14 protein-coding genes are annotated in these 15,567 nt (G+C 62.4%); 1 reads left to right on the top strand and 13 read right to left on the bottom strand.

Going from position 1 to position 15,567, the window contains the following annotated elements; translation table 11 throughout:
* Positions 1-69: 69 nt before the first annotated feature.
* Positions 70-1,173 carry a tyrosine-type recombinase/integrase gene (locus tag FHS79_RS13995; protein ID WP_184201336.1) on the bottom strand — a complete coding sequence of 368 codons (1,104 nt, stop codon included), beginning with the start codon at positions 1,171-1,173 and terminating at the stop codon, positions 70-72.
* Positions 1,174-1,480: 307 nt separating this feature from the next.
* On the opposite strand from FHS79_RS13995, the gene FHS79_RS13990 reads away from it, so the two are divergent.
* The gene (locus FHS79_RS13990; protein ID WP_184201333.1) at positions 1,481-2,575 is read left to right on the top strand and encodes a hypothetical protein; all 1,095 of its coding nucleotides are present in this window, start codon (positions 1,481-1,483) and stop codon (positions 2,573-2,575) included.
* Between the two features lie 71 nt (positions 2,576-2,646).
* Here FHS79_RS13990 and FHS79_RS13985 read toward each other — a convergent pair whose 3' ends face one another.
* From FHS79_RS13985 to copC, 12 genes are all read right to left on the bottom strand, one after another.
* Positions 2,647-3,948: an Hsp70 family protein gene (locus FHS79_RS13985; protein ID WP_184201330.1), complete on the bottom strand. Its 1,302-nt coding sequence runs from the start codon at positions 3,946-3,948 to the stop codon at positions 2,647-2,649.
* 616 nt (positions 3,949-4,564) lie between these two features.
* Positions 4,565-5,431, bottom strand: coding sequence for a TniQ family protein (locus FHS79_RS13980; RefSeq protein WP_184201327.1), 867 nt, complete (start codon positions 5,429-5,431; stop codon positions 4,565-4,567).
* Positions 5,432-5,443: 12 nt separating this feature from the next.
* Positions 5,444-6,325 carry a TniB family NTP-binding protein gene (locus FHS79_RS13975; protein WP_184201324.1) on the bottom strand — a complete coding sequence of 294 codons (882 nt, stop codon included), beginning with the start codon at positions 6,323-6,325 and terminating at the stop codon, positions 5,444-5,446.
* A complete protein-coding gene (locus tag FHS79_RS13970; RefSeq protein WP_184201321.1) occupies positions 6,303-7,955 on the bottom strand; it encodes a Mu transposase C-terminal domain-containing protein in 1,653 nt (550 codons plus the stop codon). The genes FHS79_RS13975 and FHS79_RS13970 overlap by 23 nt, the downstream gene beginning before the upstream one ends.
* Before the next feature lie 488 nt (positions 7,956-8,443).
* Complete coding sequence (locus FHS79_RS13965) at positions 8,444-9,766, bottom strand: hypothetical protein (RefSeq protein WP_243452896.1); 1,323 nt, start codon at positions 9,764-9,766, stop codon at positions 8,444-8,446.
* Positions 9,767-9,780: 14 nt separating this feature from the next.
* Positions 9,781-10,152, bottom strand: coding sequence for a hypothetical protein (locus FHS79_RS18960; RefSeq protein WP_184201318.1), 372 nt, complete (start codon positions 10,150-10,152; stop codon positions 9,781-9,783).
* Between the two features lie 81 nt (positions 10,153-10,233).
* Positions 10,234-10,683 (bottom strand): hypothetical protein, encoded by a 450-nt coding sequence (locus FHS79_RS13955; RefSeq protein WP_184201315.1) that lies wholly within the window; start codon positions 10,681-10,683, stop codon positions 10,234-10,236.
* The gene (locus tag FHS79_RS13950; protein ID WP_184201312.1) at positions 10,680-13,040 is read right to left on the bottom strand and encodes a heavy metal translocating P-type ATPase; all 2,361 of its coding nucleotides are present in this window, start codon (positions 13,038-13,040) and stop codon (positions 10,680-10,682) included. Before FHS79_RS13950 ends, FHS79_RS13955 begins: the two co-directional genes overlap by 4 nt.
* 106 nt (positions 13,041-13,146) lie before the next feature.
* Entirely contained in the window at positions 13,147-13,500 is a 354-nt protein-coding gene (locus tag FHS79_RS13945) for a hypothetical protein (RefSeq protein ID WP_184201309.1), read from the bottom strand.
* A gap of 145 nt (positions 13,501-13,645) precedes the next feature.
* Complete coding sequence (locus FHS79_RS13940; RefSeq protein WP_243452895.1) at positions 13,646-14,131, bottom strand: DUF305 domain-containing protein; 486 nt, start codon at positions 14,129-14,131, stop codon at positions 13,646-13,648.
* 92 nt (positions 14,132-14,223) lie between these two features.
* Positions 14,224-15,135 (bottom strand): copper homeostasis membrane protein CopD, encoded by a 912-nt coding sequence (gene copD / locus FHS79_RS13935; RefSeq protein ID WP_243453302.1) that lies wholly within the window; start codon positions 15,133-15,135, stop codon positions 14,224-14,226.
* A 2-nt stretch (positions 15,136-15,137) separates the two neighbouring features.
* Complete coding sequence (gene copC / locus FHS79_RS13930; protein WP_184201306.1) at positions 15,138-15,539, bottom strand: copper homeostasis periplasmic binding protein CopC; 402 nt, start codon at positions 15,537-15,539, stop codon at positions 15,138-15,140.
* Positions 15,540-15,567 lie beyond the last annotated feature (28 nt).

Raw genomic sequence — 15,567 nt, 5'->3', positions numbered from 1 at the left:
TCGGTGATCTCCGTTGGTTGGATATTGCAACCCAAACCTAACCGAAGATCGCCGATGGCCAACCGCGACCTACACCACCACCTGGGACACGACCGCCCCCGACCGCGCTGCCAGCGCTTCTGCATAGCGCGTGGGCATCGTCGGCGAGCTCCAGTCGGCGGCTTGGCAGATCGCCGCCAGCCCTTCACCTGCAGCCGTCAGGTCCTGCGCAAAACCGACGCGCAGGCTATGCCCCGAAAGCCCCCGGACCTGGTTTTCGATGGCAGCGTCCTCGAGCTCAGGCTGCAGCCTCCGCAATCCGCGCCGCGCGATCCGCAACAGGACGTCCCGGATGCCATCGTCCGACAACCGGCCGCCAACCCGTCCGAACCGGTCGACCGACGCCAGGAGCGGTGTATCGGGGGGCAGGGGGCTTTCCTCGTCGCCCTGCCTGCTCGCAAGCCAGGTGCGGATAGCAACCATGGCTTCGGGGCTCAGATACTTGACCCGGCCTTCACCGGACTGGTCGGTCTTCGAGCGCCGGATCAGCATCGTCCCCGAGCCATCGCCGGCCGCCGTCACGTCGCCGACATTCATGGCCGCATATTCTGAACGGCGCCGGCCGAGATCGGTGCCGAGCAGCAACAGTACCGCGTCACGCGCGCCGGCCGCAGTCGTCGTGTCGAGTGTCGTCGACAAGGCCATCACCGACAGTGGCAGTGGCTTGTCGGCAACGATGTCCCCGACCTCGCCCTTCAGCCGCAGCGGCAGCGCCTGACGACGGCGCCCGCGGCCATCGAGACCTTCTTCGCGGCGAATTCCCTTCATTTCGCCAGAAACAACGCGATCGCGCGTCGGGGAGGGGAGTCCAGCCAAGTCATGAAGGATGGCGATGCTGGCGAGCTGTCGCGCGATCGAGGAGGCTTTCAAACCGGCATGCACCTGCGCCCGCGCAAAATCCCGCACATCGATAGCGCCGGCCGGGATCATGGGTTGCCCGCGCCCGCGCCGGAAACAACCCCAGGCGCGCATATCGGCGGCAAAGGCCCGCCTTGAGTTGGCAGCAGCGCCGTACCACCAGGCTTCGAACCGGTCATAGGTGGTCGGACTGAACGCTGGTCCGTCGCCGGCGAGCAGCTCGATCAGCGTCTGGCGGTCGCTCACTGGCGGCTCGATGCGGGGCAGGGGGGTCATCAGGGCCGGTAACTGGTTGCTGAGGGCTCAGCGCGGCCCCAGAACGCCTCTGAGCCGTCTTTGCGCCCCGTCGTGCCACAAACCGCCTCGCCCGCGCTGTACGGCCGTCCTGACGGCCCGAATTTCAAGTTTCTCGTCACGAATGCGACCCTACCCCCGCTTTCCGGCCATTTCAAGCTTCTGATAAGCGCAATTATCACGAGTGTCAGAAGGGGCGCGTGGGAACGGTCGATCTGTGGGATTTTGGGGTCCTCGTAGATAGCATGTTTTTACTTGCGCCAAAACAGCTATCGCGCAATCTGCATTGATGGACGTCAGTGGATCTCTCTACGGTTTTGGCGAGCGTGGCGAAGAGCGCCAGCTCGCTTTTGCTGCGCTGAACAACGCCGTGGCGGCAATATCGAGGCTCGATTTTGAAACTGCGCGTCACCCGCTGCGGTCGGCGTGGCTGCGGGTTGAACGCGAGGTCGCGCTGGCCGCTGCCGCCCGTGAAACCGGGTTCGAGGCTGACCCGCAAAGCATCATCGCTGCGCGCATCGGCGCGGTGACCCTGCCGCGCGGCCATGTCCAGCTCGGCGATCTTGATGATCGCGCCAGGCGATGGTCGCCGATCGCGCAGCGCAAGGGGCCGGCAGAACTGCGGGCGCTGGTGGCGAAGCTGGCGCCGGTGCGTGGGGATCGAGACCTGGTGGCGCTTGCCGAGCGGGTGGCGCGGACGTTGGGGGATTGCTCGCAGTCGTCGTGGGAGTTTGATGACGATCCTCTGACGGGGGTGCCGACACTGCGCAATGTGCCGGCCGAGCCGGGGGCAGTGGATGCCGGCGACCTCGCGCTGGCATTGCCATTCGCGTTGCGACGGATCGGGGTTACGACAGCCGTGCTACCCGGGCTTGTGGGGCGGCCGCGTGTGTTTGGTCGGGAAGATGTGCCGCCGCTGGCAGCACTGACCAGTTGGGCCGCGGCGCTCGAACTGCAGGCAGGGCAGGGGGCTGCACGGCTGCGCGAGCTGTCGGCCTATGCCGGGTTGGTCGAGCGCCAGCTTGCCGACGTGCGGCGGCCGGCGGCGTTGCGGCGGCTCGTGGCGGTGGCGCTGGGCAACTGGTCGGTGTGGGCGGCGAAGCTGGCGCGGGACGCGAGGGTGGATATCTCGAGCGCATGGCGGACACTGGAGCAGGCTGCGGACCTGGGGCTGGTGGTTGAGGTGCCTGGGCAGAAGCGATCGCGTGGCGACGGGACGCTCTACGCCGCACCGCCCTTGCTGCGCATGGCAGGGCTGATGTCGGTACGGCGCGGTCGGCCGGCGAAGACGGTGTTTGGTGGGGAGGTTGGGGCCGAGCTGGGGGACGCCATTGCGGAACTGGACGCCGCAATGGCCGCAGCAGACAGACTTCTGACGGCCTGACCTTACCACTGCCGCTCACAGGATTTCGGGCTGCTCGATCGATCCGTGTCAACGCGGACGGCAAATAACGATCAGGTCGACCATTCCGCGACGTCATCGCGTTGCCCGATGAGCGCCAGGCCACGCGCGATCGAGGTAAGCTCGCCACCGACCGCGACACGGTTAGCACCGAAGCGCCTGGCGAAGATCTCACGGACGGCCGGGATCAGCGATGAACCCCCGGTCAGGAAGACCCGGTCGATGTCGCCACTGCCGACACTTGAGGCCACAAGTGCGGCGTCGACCGTGGCTTCGATGCGGGCAAGGTCGTCCGCGATCCAGTTTTCAAATATGCCCCGCGTCACTTCGGCTTCGATCTCGAGCCCCGCCCCTGAAAACCGAAACGTCGTGGCTTCGTTCTCCGAAAGGGCGCGTTTGGCCCGTCCGATGGCGTCGTACAGCGGATACCCCAGTTCGTTGTCGACGACCGCGATGAGTCTCGCGATTGCAGCTGGGTTTGCGGCCTGGCGCTGCAGGCGTCGAAGTTCGTCCATCGTTCGGCGATTGCGCATGAGTGCGAGCCGGGACCAATTGCTGAAATCGGCGAAATAGCTCCCCGGGATGACGAGGGACTTGTCGAATGACCGGTACTCGCTGCCCTTGCCGAGCAGAGGAAGAACGAGGTGATCGAGCAACCGGAAGTCGAAGTCGTCGCCGGCAATGCCGATGCCCGCATGTCCCAGCGCCGTGAAGCGCTGCGGCGCGCCCGGCGCCTTCATATGGACGATCGAGAAGTCGCTGGTACCGCCGCCAAAATCTGCAACGAGCACCGTCGCCTCGTCGGTGAGGCGAGCCGCGTAGGTGAAGGCGGCGGCCAGTGGTTCGTAGACATAATGGATCTCGGCGCCAAAGCCGTTGAACATCAGATCGTAGCGCTGCCGGGCAAGCGGCGGATCAGGACTTCCACCTGCATAGGCCACCGGTCGTCCGACTACGATTCGGCTACCCCGGTCATCGAGCTCGCCGCCGGCGTGCTTGGTCAACTCACCAAGAAATGCCCTGCCAAGCGCTTCGAAGGTGTAGCGCTGTTCGAAGATCGCCGCCCGATCGAAGTTGCTGCTTGCCGCCACTGACTTGAACGACTGGATAAAACGGCAGCCCGCCGGGTAGGAGAGATACTCTGCAATCGCCCACGGCCCGGCCTCTACGGCAACACCGCTCGAAGCGGTGTCATCTTCCCAGAAGCACAGCGCGGAGCGGAACACATCGACCGTTGAGACCGGCGCGGAGAAATCGAGCAGACGCGGGTCTTCGCCGGGCTGGGAGACGGCCACGACGGTATTCGTGGTGCCGAAATCCACCCCGACGGTTCGATGTGATGAAGCTCTTGGCATAACTGTCCCGATGCGCCGGCCGGGCGGGACAGCGCCTATGCCTGCGAAATCGGTCGGATGCCAAGCATGTCGCGCTCGACACCTGGTCCGTGCGCCAGCAAGGCCGCTGTCGGCCTGCCGTAGATTTAGCGAATGGCGCATCGGCGGGGGGGTGGGGCTCGCCTTGCCGACATCTGGGATGTCCCGAGACTCAGCGTCGTTCTGAATATCGTCCGGTGAATAAGTCGCCGAGCGCCCGGGGGTAGAACAGCGTCATCCAGCGCTGGCGCCGATGCGCCGCCCGGTCGTGTTGGAGGTGGCAGCGCTGACAAAGCGCTGCCAGGTTTCGTGGGTCGTTGTTGCTGGGGTCTTGGTCGAGATGCGCCGTAGCGAGTACGACAAAGGTTGCGGTCAGGGGCGGGGCCACGAAACCAGCCAGCGCAGGCTGCCGCGCAGCAAGCTTGGTCAAGTTCGGCAATGCCCGCGATCGCCGGCCCTGGTGGTCGCGCCAGCTTTGTTTGTCAGGGTCCCACCAGAGACCGTCCGGTCCGACGATAACGTGATGTCGATGTGGCCGCCTGCAGCGCTCGCTGTCGGATTGACCTTAAATCTGCGAATCTCAAATCAACGTCAATGCTCACGGCCGAAACAGGTGCCGGGCGAGGGTCGTATCGCCGCTTTTGATGAGCCCGAGACGCTTCAGCTCCACCCACAACTGTGCCGGCGCCGTGGCCAGCTGGTGAACACATGCTGCGGCGATGATCTGTTCGGCTTCGGGCCAGGATGCAAAGTTTGCCTGTCTTCGGCATAAGGGAGTGGCCCTTCGCGAGACGACCGCTTGCACCGCTGGGTGCCGCCACATCAGTGCGGGGCCGTTGCCAATCGAGCGACAACGAGCATCGCGGTGCGATGACACTGGCCACCTGATCGGCGTTGCGACGGCTTGGAACAGCCGCTCGACAACAGCCATCGTGACCGGATCGTACATGTTGATCCTGACGATGTTGATCACATCATCTCGACGCTCATTCATTTCCGCTGACGGCTGCCACCCGGTCAGTCGATGACGCGCCATTGTTCGGTCTCCGCGCAGACTGTTCCCGCAACGCCCGCAGCGCGAAGCGACAGCCAGCTTCCAGTGCAGCAGGACGACCCCCTGCATCCCGCGTTTCGTAAATTCGGCGAAGCAAGGCGGGCAAGTTCTACCGACTGTACCGGTTTCGATAAACATCAATGCCGAGGTCGGTATCCCAATAAAGCTGCGCTTGATGACATCGGACCTGGTCGTGCCAAGCGCCAGAGCGACTTTGGCGACATCGTCCGGGCTTGCCGCCCAGTCGAACGCCAGGGTGTCGGTCGTGCTGGTTTCCAGCTGCGCCAGCAGCGCGTTGGGCTTTGCGCCATAGAACGCTGCGGTGCGCCTGAGCCATGATGACAATAGCTCGTCGACTTCGGGTCGCGGTACGACCGGCAGCCGACCAACACGGCGAGCGGTAGACAGCATCGCGCATCGCCCTCAACCGACGAGGCTTTGTTCTCGCAGCGAAGGCTGCCAGTGCTCGATCGCGGCAGGTGTGATGCACTCGGTACCAGCGACGATGGCGCGAACCGTGAGATCTGCCATCATCTCGAAGATGCGGGCGGTGTTGCCGCGGGTGTTGCGGATTATCGCCTGCAGAGCGGCGGCATCGAGCAGGGTTGGAGCCATTAGCGGCAGATGGCGGATGATGGTAGCAATGAGAGCCCGGAAGTCAGCATCCGGCGCCCATGGTGCCAGCTGGATCATGCCGAAGCGTCGCGCGAGCTGCGGATCGGCAGCCAGTGCCTCTCTGGCGGCATCAATGCCGAGGCAGACCAGGCTGACCGAGAGTTCGTTTGAGAACCATCGCAGTTGGGTCAGCACCCGGCGTTGCTCTCGGAATGACCCGGCCAGCATGTTGTGCACTTCGTCAAAGACGATCACGCGTGTGCCGATTTGACGATACAGCCTGACAGCCAAAAAGATGGCGTCCGCCGTCGAGATGCGCGGGCTGTGAATGGCACCGATGGCGTGGAGCAGCGCGATGTAGAACAACCGGTCAGTTGGTGCCGACTGCATTTGCACGACAACCACGGGATGGGTCACCAGCTGCCTGCTCTCGTCAAAATGTTCGGTGTGCTGCGATGCGAAGCGCTGGACGATCTGTGTTTTGCCGATGCCGGACTCGCCGGTTACGAGCAGGCTCGGCATGCGGCTGTTCCGAGGCCAGGCCACAAGCTCGTCCATTCGATCGAGCACCGCGACGGCGCGGGGATAGTTGATCCAGCGATCGGCGCGGGCGAACAGTATGCGCTCATCGTCACTCGCTGATTGCACCCATGCCGCGTGCGCAGGATCAGCGTCGTCTCCTCGGATCATCCTTCATCTCCATCGCGAACACCGGCAGCGCAGGATCGCGGCTGTCGATCGGCTCCAGCTCGATGGTCTCAGCAGGAGACGCGACTGGCTGCGCCGGTCGCTTGGCTACCGCTTTGCGTGCCGATTTGGTCCGCGACACCGCTGCGTTTTCGATGGCGCGCTGGGCGTCGATGCTGCCGAAGATCATGTCTTCATTGGTTTCGCGCCGACCCTGCTCGGCGAGACGCGTTGCAGCACGGCGCCATTCTGAAAGGCTTACCGCCGGGTGCTTTGTGTCGGCATAGCCGGCCTCGACATAGCGATCCTCGCCGGGCAGTCTCACATAGATGCTCGACAGATCGCGGGGATCGTAGCGGACCTGCAGCTTGCCCTCGCGCCCGATGAAGCGGGTGAGCGTGTCCGCCCAGTAGCGGATGCCAAACAGGTGGACACCGTCGCGCCGGACCAGTCGCCACTGCGAGGGCAGCAGATGGACCAGAAATGCCATGCGGTCACTTGGCATACGCAGGTTTGAACGTGGTGACAGTTCGGCCCAGACCGCCGCCGGCGGCCGCTTCAGCGCTTGATGGACACGCTGATGGTATTTTCCGAGTATCTCATGGGCGAGCCAGATATCGAGCTCGCGCAACGTCAGTGCCGCCCGCGCCTCTGATGGATAGCGGCCCCGCTTCTGCACGTTCGAAAAGGTCGTGCCGGGTAACATATGCAGCGCACCCATGGTGGTGCCGATCAGCCGTTCAATGTGGCCGCCATAATGCGGGCGGGCAACCGGCCGGTGCACGACTTCGACGCCAAAATCTTCCAATGCACGAGTGAAGTCGTGGCTGCGGAAATCCGAGCCGTTGTCGACATGAACCACGCGCGGCAGTCCTGCGACAGGCCATGGCAGGTCGAGAGCGCGGTCGCCGAGCCATTTGCTTTTCTCGAATACGGCTTGCGCAAAGGTGACACCCGTCCGCGTCGTCGACGGGTCGTCGAGGCCGACATAATAGCCGACGACCATTCGCGTGCAGACGTCGATCGCGAGGGTCAGCACGGGGCGGTCGATGACTTGGCGGGTCACCTCGTCGACCACGAATACGTCAGCCACTGTATGGTCGATCTGGACGACGTCCAATGGCAGTGCCGCTTCGTAACAGCCAATGGCCGGGGTCAACGCAAAGGCGGCGGCCGGGCCGTCACGACGAAGTGCAGCCTCGCGCTGCTCGACCTCATTCACGCGGCGCTTCACGGTCCGCCATGCAGGTTTGCTCAGGCCGGCAGCGTGGCAACTCGCATGGATGCGCCTCAGCAATTCCGCCATTCCGGGCCTGGTGTCGGCGAGGTAGAAATCGTTGATCTGATTAACGATAATCGCATCGACATCGTCCGCGACAAAGCGATGGCCCTGCGGTCGGCCTCGTTGCCTTGGTAGAAGTGATGAAGCTCGGCGGTCAGTTTGGTAGGCGGCCCGCCAGCGGTAGACCGTCGCCCGGTCAACACCCAGCAACGCCGCGGCTTCCTTTGAGCTCAATCGAGAGCCTGCGTCCGCGTCATCGAAGGTCCGGCTTATGATGGAAGCACGTCGAACAGCCGCGCGCCAGGTTGGCTCGTCAGGTTCGGAACCGTTATTGTCAGCGGTATCCTCCATCAAAATATTGGCGCACATAAACGTCAATTCGGCAACTAATCCGTCGCACATTTAAGGTCAATGTCGCAAATTAACGTCAACGCTTTCCGGTGGTCAACCATGGTGGAGGAGTCGCATAATTAAGGTCAACGTGACACCAAGGCCGGGATGGAGAACAATTCTGGGAGCCACGAGGCCGAGTGGCGCGGGATTGTCGAGCGTTCACGTGCCCGGTAGCTGCACGCAGCGCCTCAGTGCAGCATCACAGGAATCTTGATAACGAAGATTATGCATAGGATCTGCTGACGAAAAACAGTAGTTTTCCGACAGGGGCGCAGCTCCTAGCTTCAGTTCAATGTCGCCTCTGAGAGAGGACCAACAAGAACCTACAGCAAGAAAAACCCGCGCGCAATATCGGGCGGCCGGTGTGCAGCGGCCAACAGTATTCGCAGGAGCCGTCGATGCCACACTGGCTATATCGAAATCCATGGCATCTTCAGCGGTGGGTGTCAGGTGAGCGTTTCGCTGCCCGCGACTTCCATAACCGGCGCAAAGCCGCCGCCCGGCGTTCGCATATTTGTGGTTTGGCCTTGATATAGCCGGGCAGCGGCGAGCAGCGTTGCGCCGGCGTAAGTATAGAGCCGGATATCGAGTTTGAACTCAGATGGCACACCATCGAGAACAACTACCCTTTGGCTTGGCGGCGCATAGGCTTGCGCGACATAGTCGCAGCCGAGGATTTCGGCCCAAACCTTGCGGGTCAGCTTCTCGCCGCGATAGGCAGCCTTGCTACCATGCCCGCCAGCAGGTTTAAAAAAGCGGTTCCGACGGTCTGCCCATAGGTCGTCGGCATTGGCAGCCCCGACCACAATTGTTGCGGGAACGGCAGCAGCCAGGACTTTGCCGTGCCTTGCGTCCAGTCCCCACTGATCGAGGGCTGCAGGGTCAGACAGCAGCGTCAGATTGCGCTTGTCCGCCAGAAGCGCATGATTATGCGGGTTCGGCGAAAGGACGACTTTGCCGCTTTCATAGGCCGCACGCAGGGAAGCGTGGCGGGCGTCGCCCAATGCAAAATCAACCAATCGATTGTAGACGAGGTCGATTGGCAAGCCGTCGTAAGAAAGTACCGAGCCGTCAAAGCTCAGCGCGGCCGGGTCGGCGATAACGGTTTTGATCCCGCTTGCTTCAAGAATCTCACGGGCAAGCCTAAACTCAGGCAGCATGAATTGCGTGTCCGGATCATCATCGACGATGGCAATTGTCGAGGGTCGCCCGGCCCCGCGCTGCAGCCGCCACTCGGCAGTGAACATTTCTGCGACTTGGTTGCTGAAGTCTGCCGCCGGAAGGATGGTTCGAATATGCGACTGCACCTCACGGCAACACGCGCGCTGCGCGGCGGCGAGGGCATGATTGAGAAAGGCTCCGCCGGCGTTTGTGTTGACTTCGATAAGACGCGGGCCATCCGCAGTTATGTGAAAATCATAGCCCATGAGGACGCCGACAGGGCCGAAATCCGCCATTGCAATTGCCGGCGCCCAGGCCATCGCGGCCGCGCGGTATCCAGGGAGATGAGCTGCCGCTTCTACGGCCGCAACAACGTCTTCCATCGCTGCGATCATTGCCCGCGAAACAAAAACCGGAACATTCGAGAAAAGCGAAGAATGAGAATCGGCCAGAGCCGCGGCGAAGCCAGCAATCCCGACCTGGATGTCGAGGGTCTGTGCTAGCGCCTGACGATCGAGGGTGACGCAAAAGCACCCCTGATTGAGACGGTCTGCCGTATCGGCTGCCGAAGGGTCCGTTGGCACGGTCTGTAAATCTCGCATCACCATGTTTCAGAGCGCCGTCATTCGGGCAACACATCACGATAATGGATTGCCCGATCGACAAGTTCGTTCATGTGCGACGCCGCCTGGGTCGTCAGCGGATGCGGTGTCATTCCTGGGCGCGGCGAGATTTGCGCGGCCATTGCACGGACAAGTTCGTGCTGACGCTCTGGCGCACCGCTGAGCAATGCGGTCACCAGATTCTCAAGCGCAATGACGCGAACGCGAAGTTGGACCAACTCTGTGTTCGACAGTTCCGGGATATCGGCCGCGGCTAGCCCGGCTGTGCTCTCATTGGGGCCACAGCGTCCCGCGCCGCCTTCATAGTCCCATGCGGACAACGGCCGATTTTGGCCGCTCGGTTCTGGTGTGTCGTTAGAGGTTGTCGTCATCTGTGAAGCCTCCCGAAAAATTTGAGCCAATGTTCTTCAACGCCCGACCAGCTGCCGGGGACCAGTCCATTGGCCCTAACATCAAGATGCTCCGATTTGACGGCGGACAAACCAGAGCACGAGAAGTGGCACGATCAGCCACATCAAAATCGGAGCAAACCCGACTCCGAGAAAGGGCGTAACCGGCATCGTCGCCGCATAACGCCAACTAAAAATGCTGCTGGACCGAGTCGCAAACACTTCCACCGCAACGGTGACGGCAAGGCCGATCAACACAAAGCCCGCGACCTGCGCCCTGGTTGGCGCGCGAACCCAATCCTGCGAGCGGGCGCCAAGCGCAACGATGCCGAACGCTGCCAGCATGATCATGGCATCCCCGACGGTTGCGGCGGAGCAGATGCCGATGCCTTGTAGATGCGACATCTGCCCGACACCGGCATACAGCCACATCTGGCCAAACTCCCAGGGCAGGCTGAGCAACAACGCAAAGATTGCGATGTTGAACGCCGGGTGGTCGACGACCCTCGTCATAGCTCGGCGGTGCGCAGCCGAAGCGCATTGCCCACGACGGAAATCGACGAAAGCGCCATAGCGGCGGCGGCGATCGCAGGCGATAGCAGCAGGCCAAACCATGGATACAGCACACCGGCAGCCACGGGCACGCCGATGGCGTTATAGACAAAAGCCAGGAACAGGTTCTGCCGGATATTGCGCATGGTGGCATGGCTGAGGCGCCGCGCGCGGACGATGCCATTCAGGTCACCCTTGACCAGGGTCACCCCGGCGCTTTCGATGGCCACATCGGTGCCAGTGCCCATGGCGATGCCTACGTCGGCTGCGGCCAGTGCCGGCGCATCGTTCACGCCATCGCCGGCCATGGCGACGATCCGCCCTTCCGCCTTAAGCCGCGCGACGACAGCATTTTTAGCATCGGGCAGGACATCGGCTTCGATTTCGTCCAGCCCGAGGCGGCGTGCGACGGCTTCGGCGGTAACGCGGTTGTCGCCGGTCACCATTATCACCCGGATACCTTCAGCCTTGAGGGCCGCAAGCGCGCTCGGCGTAGACTCCTTGACCGGATCGGCGATGGCTACGACACCCGCAGCCTTGCCGTCGATCGCGACCAGTATGGCAGTCGCGCCCTCGCGGCGGTGGCGGTCGGCAGCCTCGGTCAGTGCCGCGGTATCGACACCGAGTTCGGATAGATAGGCGGGGTTGCCAATCGCGATATGCCGGCCATCGAGCGTTCCGATGACACCTTTGCCGGTCGGCGCATCGAAGTCGGTCGCCGTCTCTACTGCCAGGCCGCGGACTCCGGCCTCCGCGACAATGGCGGCGGCAAGGGGATGCTGGCTTGGTCGCTCCACTGCCGCCGCAAAGCGCAGCAGGTCTGCCTCGCTGATGCCGGCAAACGGTTCGATGGCGACGACCTTGGGCTTGCCTTCGGTCAGCGTCCCCGTCTTGTCGACGAGCAGCGTGTCAACCTTTTCCATTCGTTCCAGCGCTTCGGCATTTTTTACCAGCACGCCGGCTGCTGCACCCCGCCCGACCCCGACCATGATCGACATCGGCGTGGCCAGACCCAGCGCGCAAGGACAGGCGATGATGAGGACGGTCACCGCTGCGACAAAGCCATAGGTGAAGCGCGGTTCTGGCCCAAAGCTCGCCCAGACGATGAATGCCAGTATAGCGACAGCGATAACTGTGGGCACAAACCAACCAGCCACCTGGTCGGCGACGCGCTGGATCGGAGCGCGACTGCGTTGGGCGTCGGCAACCATCTGGACGATGCGGGCCAGCATGGTGTCGCTGCCGACCTTGTCGGCACGCATGGCGATGGCACCGGTCTGGTTGATGGTGCCGGCGATGACAGTATCGCCGCTCTCCTTGGTAACCGGCATCGATTCTCCGGTGACCATCGACTCATCGATCGTCGATCGACCTTCCATGACGGTGCCGTCGACCGGCACCGCCTCACCGGGTCGAACACGCAAACGATCGCCGGCAACCACCAGTCCGAGCGAGACCTCCTCATCGGAGCCGTCGGCCTTGAGCCGACGCGCCGTCTTGGGAGCCAGGTCGAGCAGCGCGCGAATTGCGCCGCCGGTCGCCTCCCGAGCCCGAAGCTCGAGCAACTGGCCGAGTAAGACCAGGACGACAATGACGGCTGCGGCTTCGAAATAGACCGCGACAGCGCCATTCATTGCTCGGAAAGCGGGCGGAAACAGATGCGGCGCCACGGTGGCGAGAACGCTGTACGTCCAGGCCACGCCTGTGCCCATGGCAACGAGCGTGAACATGTTCAGGCTGCGGTTGACGATGGACCGCCACCCACGTTCGAAAAACGGCCAACCGGCCCAGAGCACCACCGGCGTTGCCAGCAGAAGCTGGATCCAATTGGAAACCTGCGGCGCGACCAGATGGTCGATGTTGAACAGATGCCCGCCCATTTCGAGCACAAACACCGGAATGGTCAGCGCAAGCCCGATCCAGAAACGCCTGGTAAAATCGGCGAGTTCCGGGTTCGGCGGTGTCTCGGCGGTCATCACCGCTGGCTCGAGCGCCATCCCGCAAATGGGGCATGCACCGGGGCCGATCTGACGGATCTGTGGGTGCATCGGGCAGGTGTAGATCGTGCCTTCAGGGACAGGCTCATGCGACTGCAACTCGGCAGGGGTCATATACTTCACCGGGTCCGCGATGAACTTGGCGCGGCATCCGGCGGAGCAGAAATAGTAAGGATGACCGTCATGCGCCGAGCGATGCGCCGTGGTGTGCGGATCGACCATCATGCCGCAAACCGGGTCGCGTTCTGTTTTGGACAAAGCGGCGTCCCCATGCTGCGGGTCGATGGCGGTTGACGCGGCTTCAGCTGGCAAGATGGACATGGATATGATCCTTCGAAGTGATCGTGGCGGCTTGCGGCGCAGGCACTGCCGTCAACCGCTGCGGCAAAAATTGCGCGCAGCCGCAACGACCTCTTCAGACTCGGTACTATTGCGATTTTGTTTCGACGATGTCGTGAAGCGCCGCCGCGCCGCTCGTGACAGTGGCATGGGCGAAATGGTCGTCGAACAGGTCATTGATCGTGACCTGTCCGACTTTTTCGCGACGATATGGGGAAATCGTCGATTTCGACGACCCCGGTGTATAGGTCACTCTATAGGTGTCGAGCACTTGGCCAACCTTGGCGCCGTCAGCCTTTCCGATGCAGACGACGGGCTTGCCATCGGTCATCCCGACGACCTGCCCTCGCATGATAAACGTGTGTCCCATGCCCTGCGCCAACGCCGGTTGTGCCATGAACAAAGTTGCCGCCAGAAGTGACGCTGCGAAAAAAGTCTTCATGTCAGGTCTCCTTTCGATACGCGCCAAAGGCTCAGCCCGGCGCCGGCTTTCGTTTGCTTTTTCATATGATGAGGCATCGTCCTGCCGACGCTGATCACCCTGCGAATTATGTGCCTTTCAAAGCGCTGCCGATGGCGGCATCGCGCTATTGCGGCTTGTCACCATGACGCTTCAGCCACGATTGCAGGCTAGCGATATCCTTCTCCTGCATGGCGATGTCTTTCTGCGCCATTGTGCGGACCTCCTTGTCCTTGGCATTCGTCACTGCAATCTTCGACATGGCGATCGCGCCGCGATGGTGCTCGATCATCTGGCGGGCCCAGGTTTCCGAGGCGTCAGCACCGACAACCATCATCTTGTGGTGCATCGCCATTCCAGCTTCGGCATAGGGGTTGGCGGGCGTATTTTTCATCATTTCGCCCATGCCACCCATCTGCGCGTGGTCCATCATCTGCATCTTGCTATGCTCCGTGGCGGACGTCGGCATCGCTGGTTTCGGCATCGTGTCGTGGTTCATCCCGGCCATGCCGTCATGCTTCATACTCTGCATGCCAGCATTGTCGGTTGGCGGGGTCTGGGCGGCGATCGGTGCGGCGATGAGCAATGCCGCGAGTGTGAGATATTTGTGCATTTTCGTGGCCTTTCTTGGCTATTTCCCCGAGTGTGAAATGCAACCGGGGCCGTGTCGTCGCGTGTTTAACGTTTGAAACGGGTCAATGGTGCTCATGGCATCGATACCGGGGGCTCGAGGCTGCCAATCCACGCGACAAGTCCCAGGATCGCGATTCCGGCAAGTGTCTCCAGCGTCAGGCTAAGGCGAAGCCGCTGCAGTGCGTGCCGCGAGGCAGGGGCAGTCACTGCGAGGTCGAGGGCAGGGGTAAAGTGAAAGCGGTTGAGCGCCGCCAGGGCAAGCATGCCGGCGAACAGCGACAGTTTGATCAACAGCAGTTGGCCATAGAGTGATTTGCCGAGGGAAAGCAGGTTCGAAGGGCCGACAAGCAGCCAGGAATTTACGAGCCCGGTGATCAGGACCACTGCCACACTTGCAGTGCCGACCGATGCGAACCCTGATAGCGCGCGATGCGATTCCGGGGCATCGTTTTGTCCAGTGGCAACCAACCACAGCAGCGATGCGAGCGCGCCTACCCAGACGCCGGCAGCGAGCAAATGCGCGATGTCGGCACCAAGGTGGACAATGCCAGTGCGACCGTCATCCATAACGCCATGTCCCGACCAGGCCAGTGACCCAAGCGCGACTGCGCCGCATAGGGCGATGGCCGCTAGTTGTTTGCGGCCGTCTCGGCGGCTCAGCGCCAAGGCGGCGGCAACTACGAGCACGCTCATCCGCACGAGAAATGTTGTTCCGACGGCCGTCTGGTTGACGAGCATCGCAAGTGTTGCAGCGTCGAGCTGCGCCAGCGGCACGCCACTCATTGTCGCCGCTGCAATCGCCAGTCCCAGCGCGGAAAGCAGGAATCCGCCCGAAGCCGCGAACAGGACGACGATGGGCAAGGGCGCGAACACCCTCGCACCGACGCTGTCGTCAGAATAGATCACGAACATTGGAACGCCGAACAGCAGCATGAGATCGGCGACCAATGCCCACCGCGCCATTATGCCGAGCGCGGCGTCCACCGCTACTTAACCGTAAAGCTGTAACTGCCTTCGACACGGTGGGTGTCGGCAGTAACGGCATGCCAGCCCAGCGTGTAGGTGCCGGCAGGCAGCGGCGTTTTCAAAGTGCCGACCAGTGTCTTGCCGTCGGCGGCGACTGTCGAAGTCACCGCGCCAACGGACATCGGTGACGTCATCTTCATGCCCGGCATATCGGTCATCAGGACATTCATTCCTGAGAATTGCGCGACCAATGCTTCACTGAATGTCAGTTTGAGCTCGTTGGTGCTGGCGATCGTGCCATTTGCCGCCGGCGACGATGCAACAAGACGAGGATGCGCCTCGACTGCCGTCGCAAGCGCCAGCGTGCCGAGGGCAAAGGCGAACGTGGCGAGCTTGATAGGGGGGCGCGAACGAAACGGCATGACAATGTCTCCTGCTGGTGATCATTGA

This window comes from Polymorphobacter multimanifer, assembly GCF_014205635.1.
GTDB classification, from domain to species: Bacteria; Pseudomonadota; Alphaproteobacteria; order Sphingomonadales; family Sphingomonadaceae; genus Sandarakinorhabdus; species Sandarakinorhabdus multimanifer.
The sequence above is the reverse complement of the archived record's forward strand: the minus strand, read 5'-3'. Positions and strand labels throughout refer to the sequence as shown.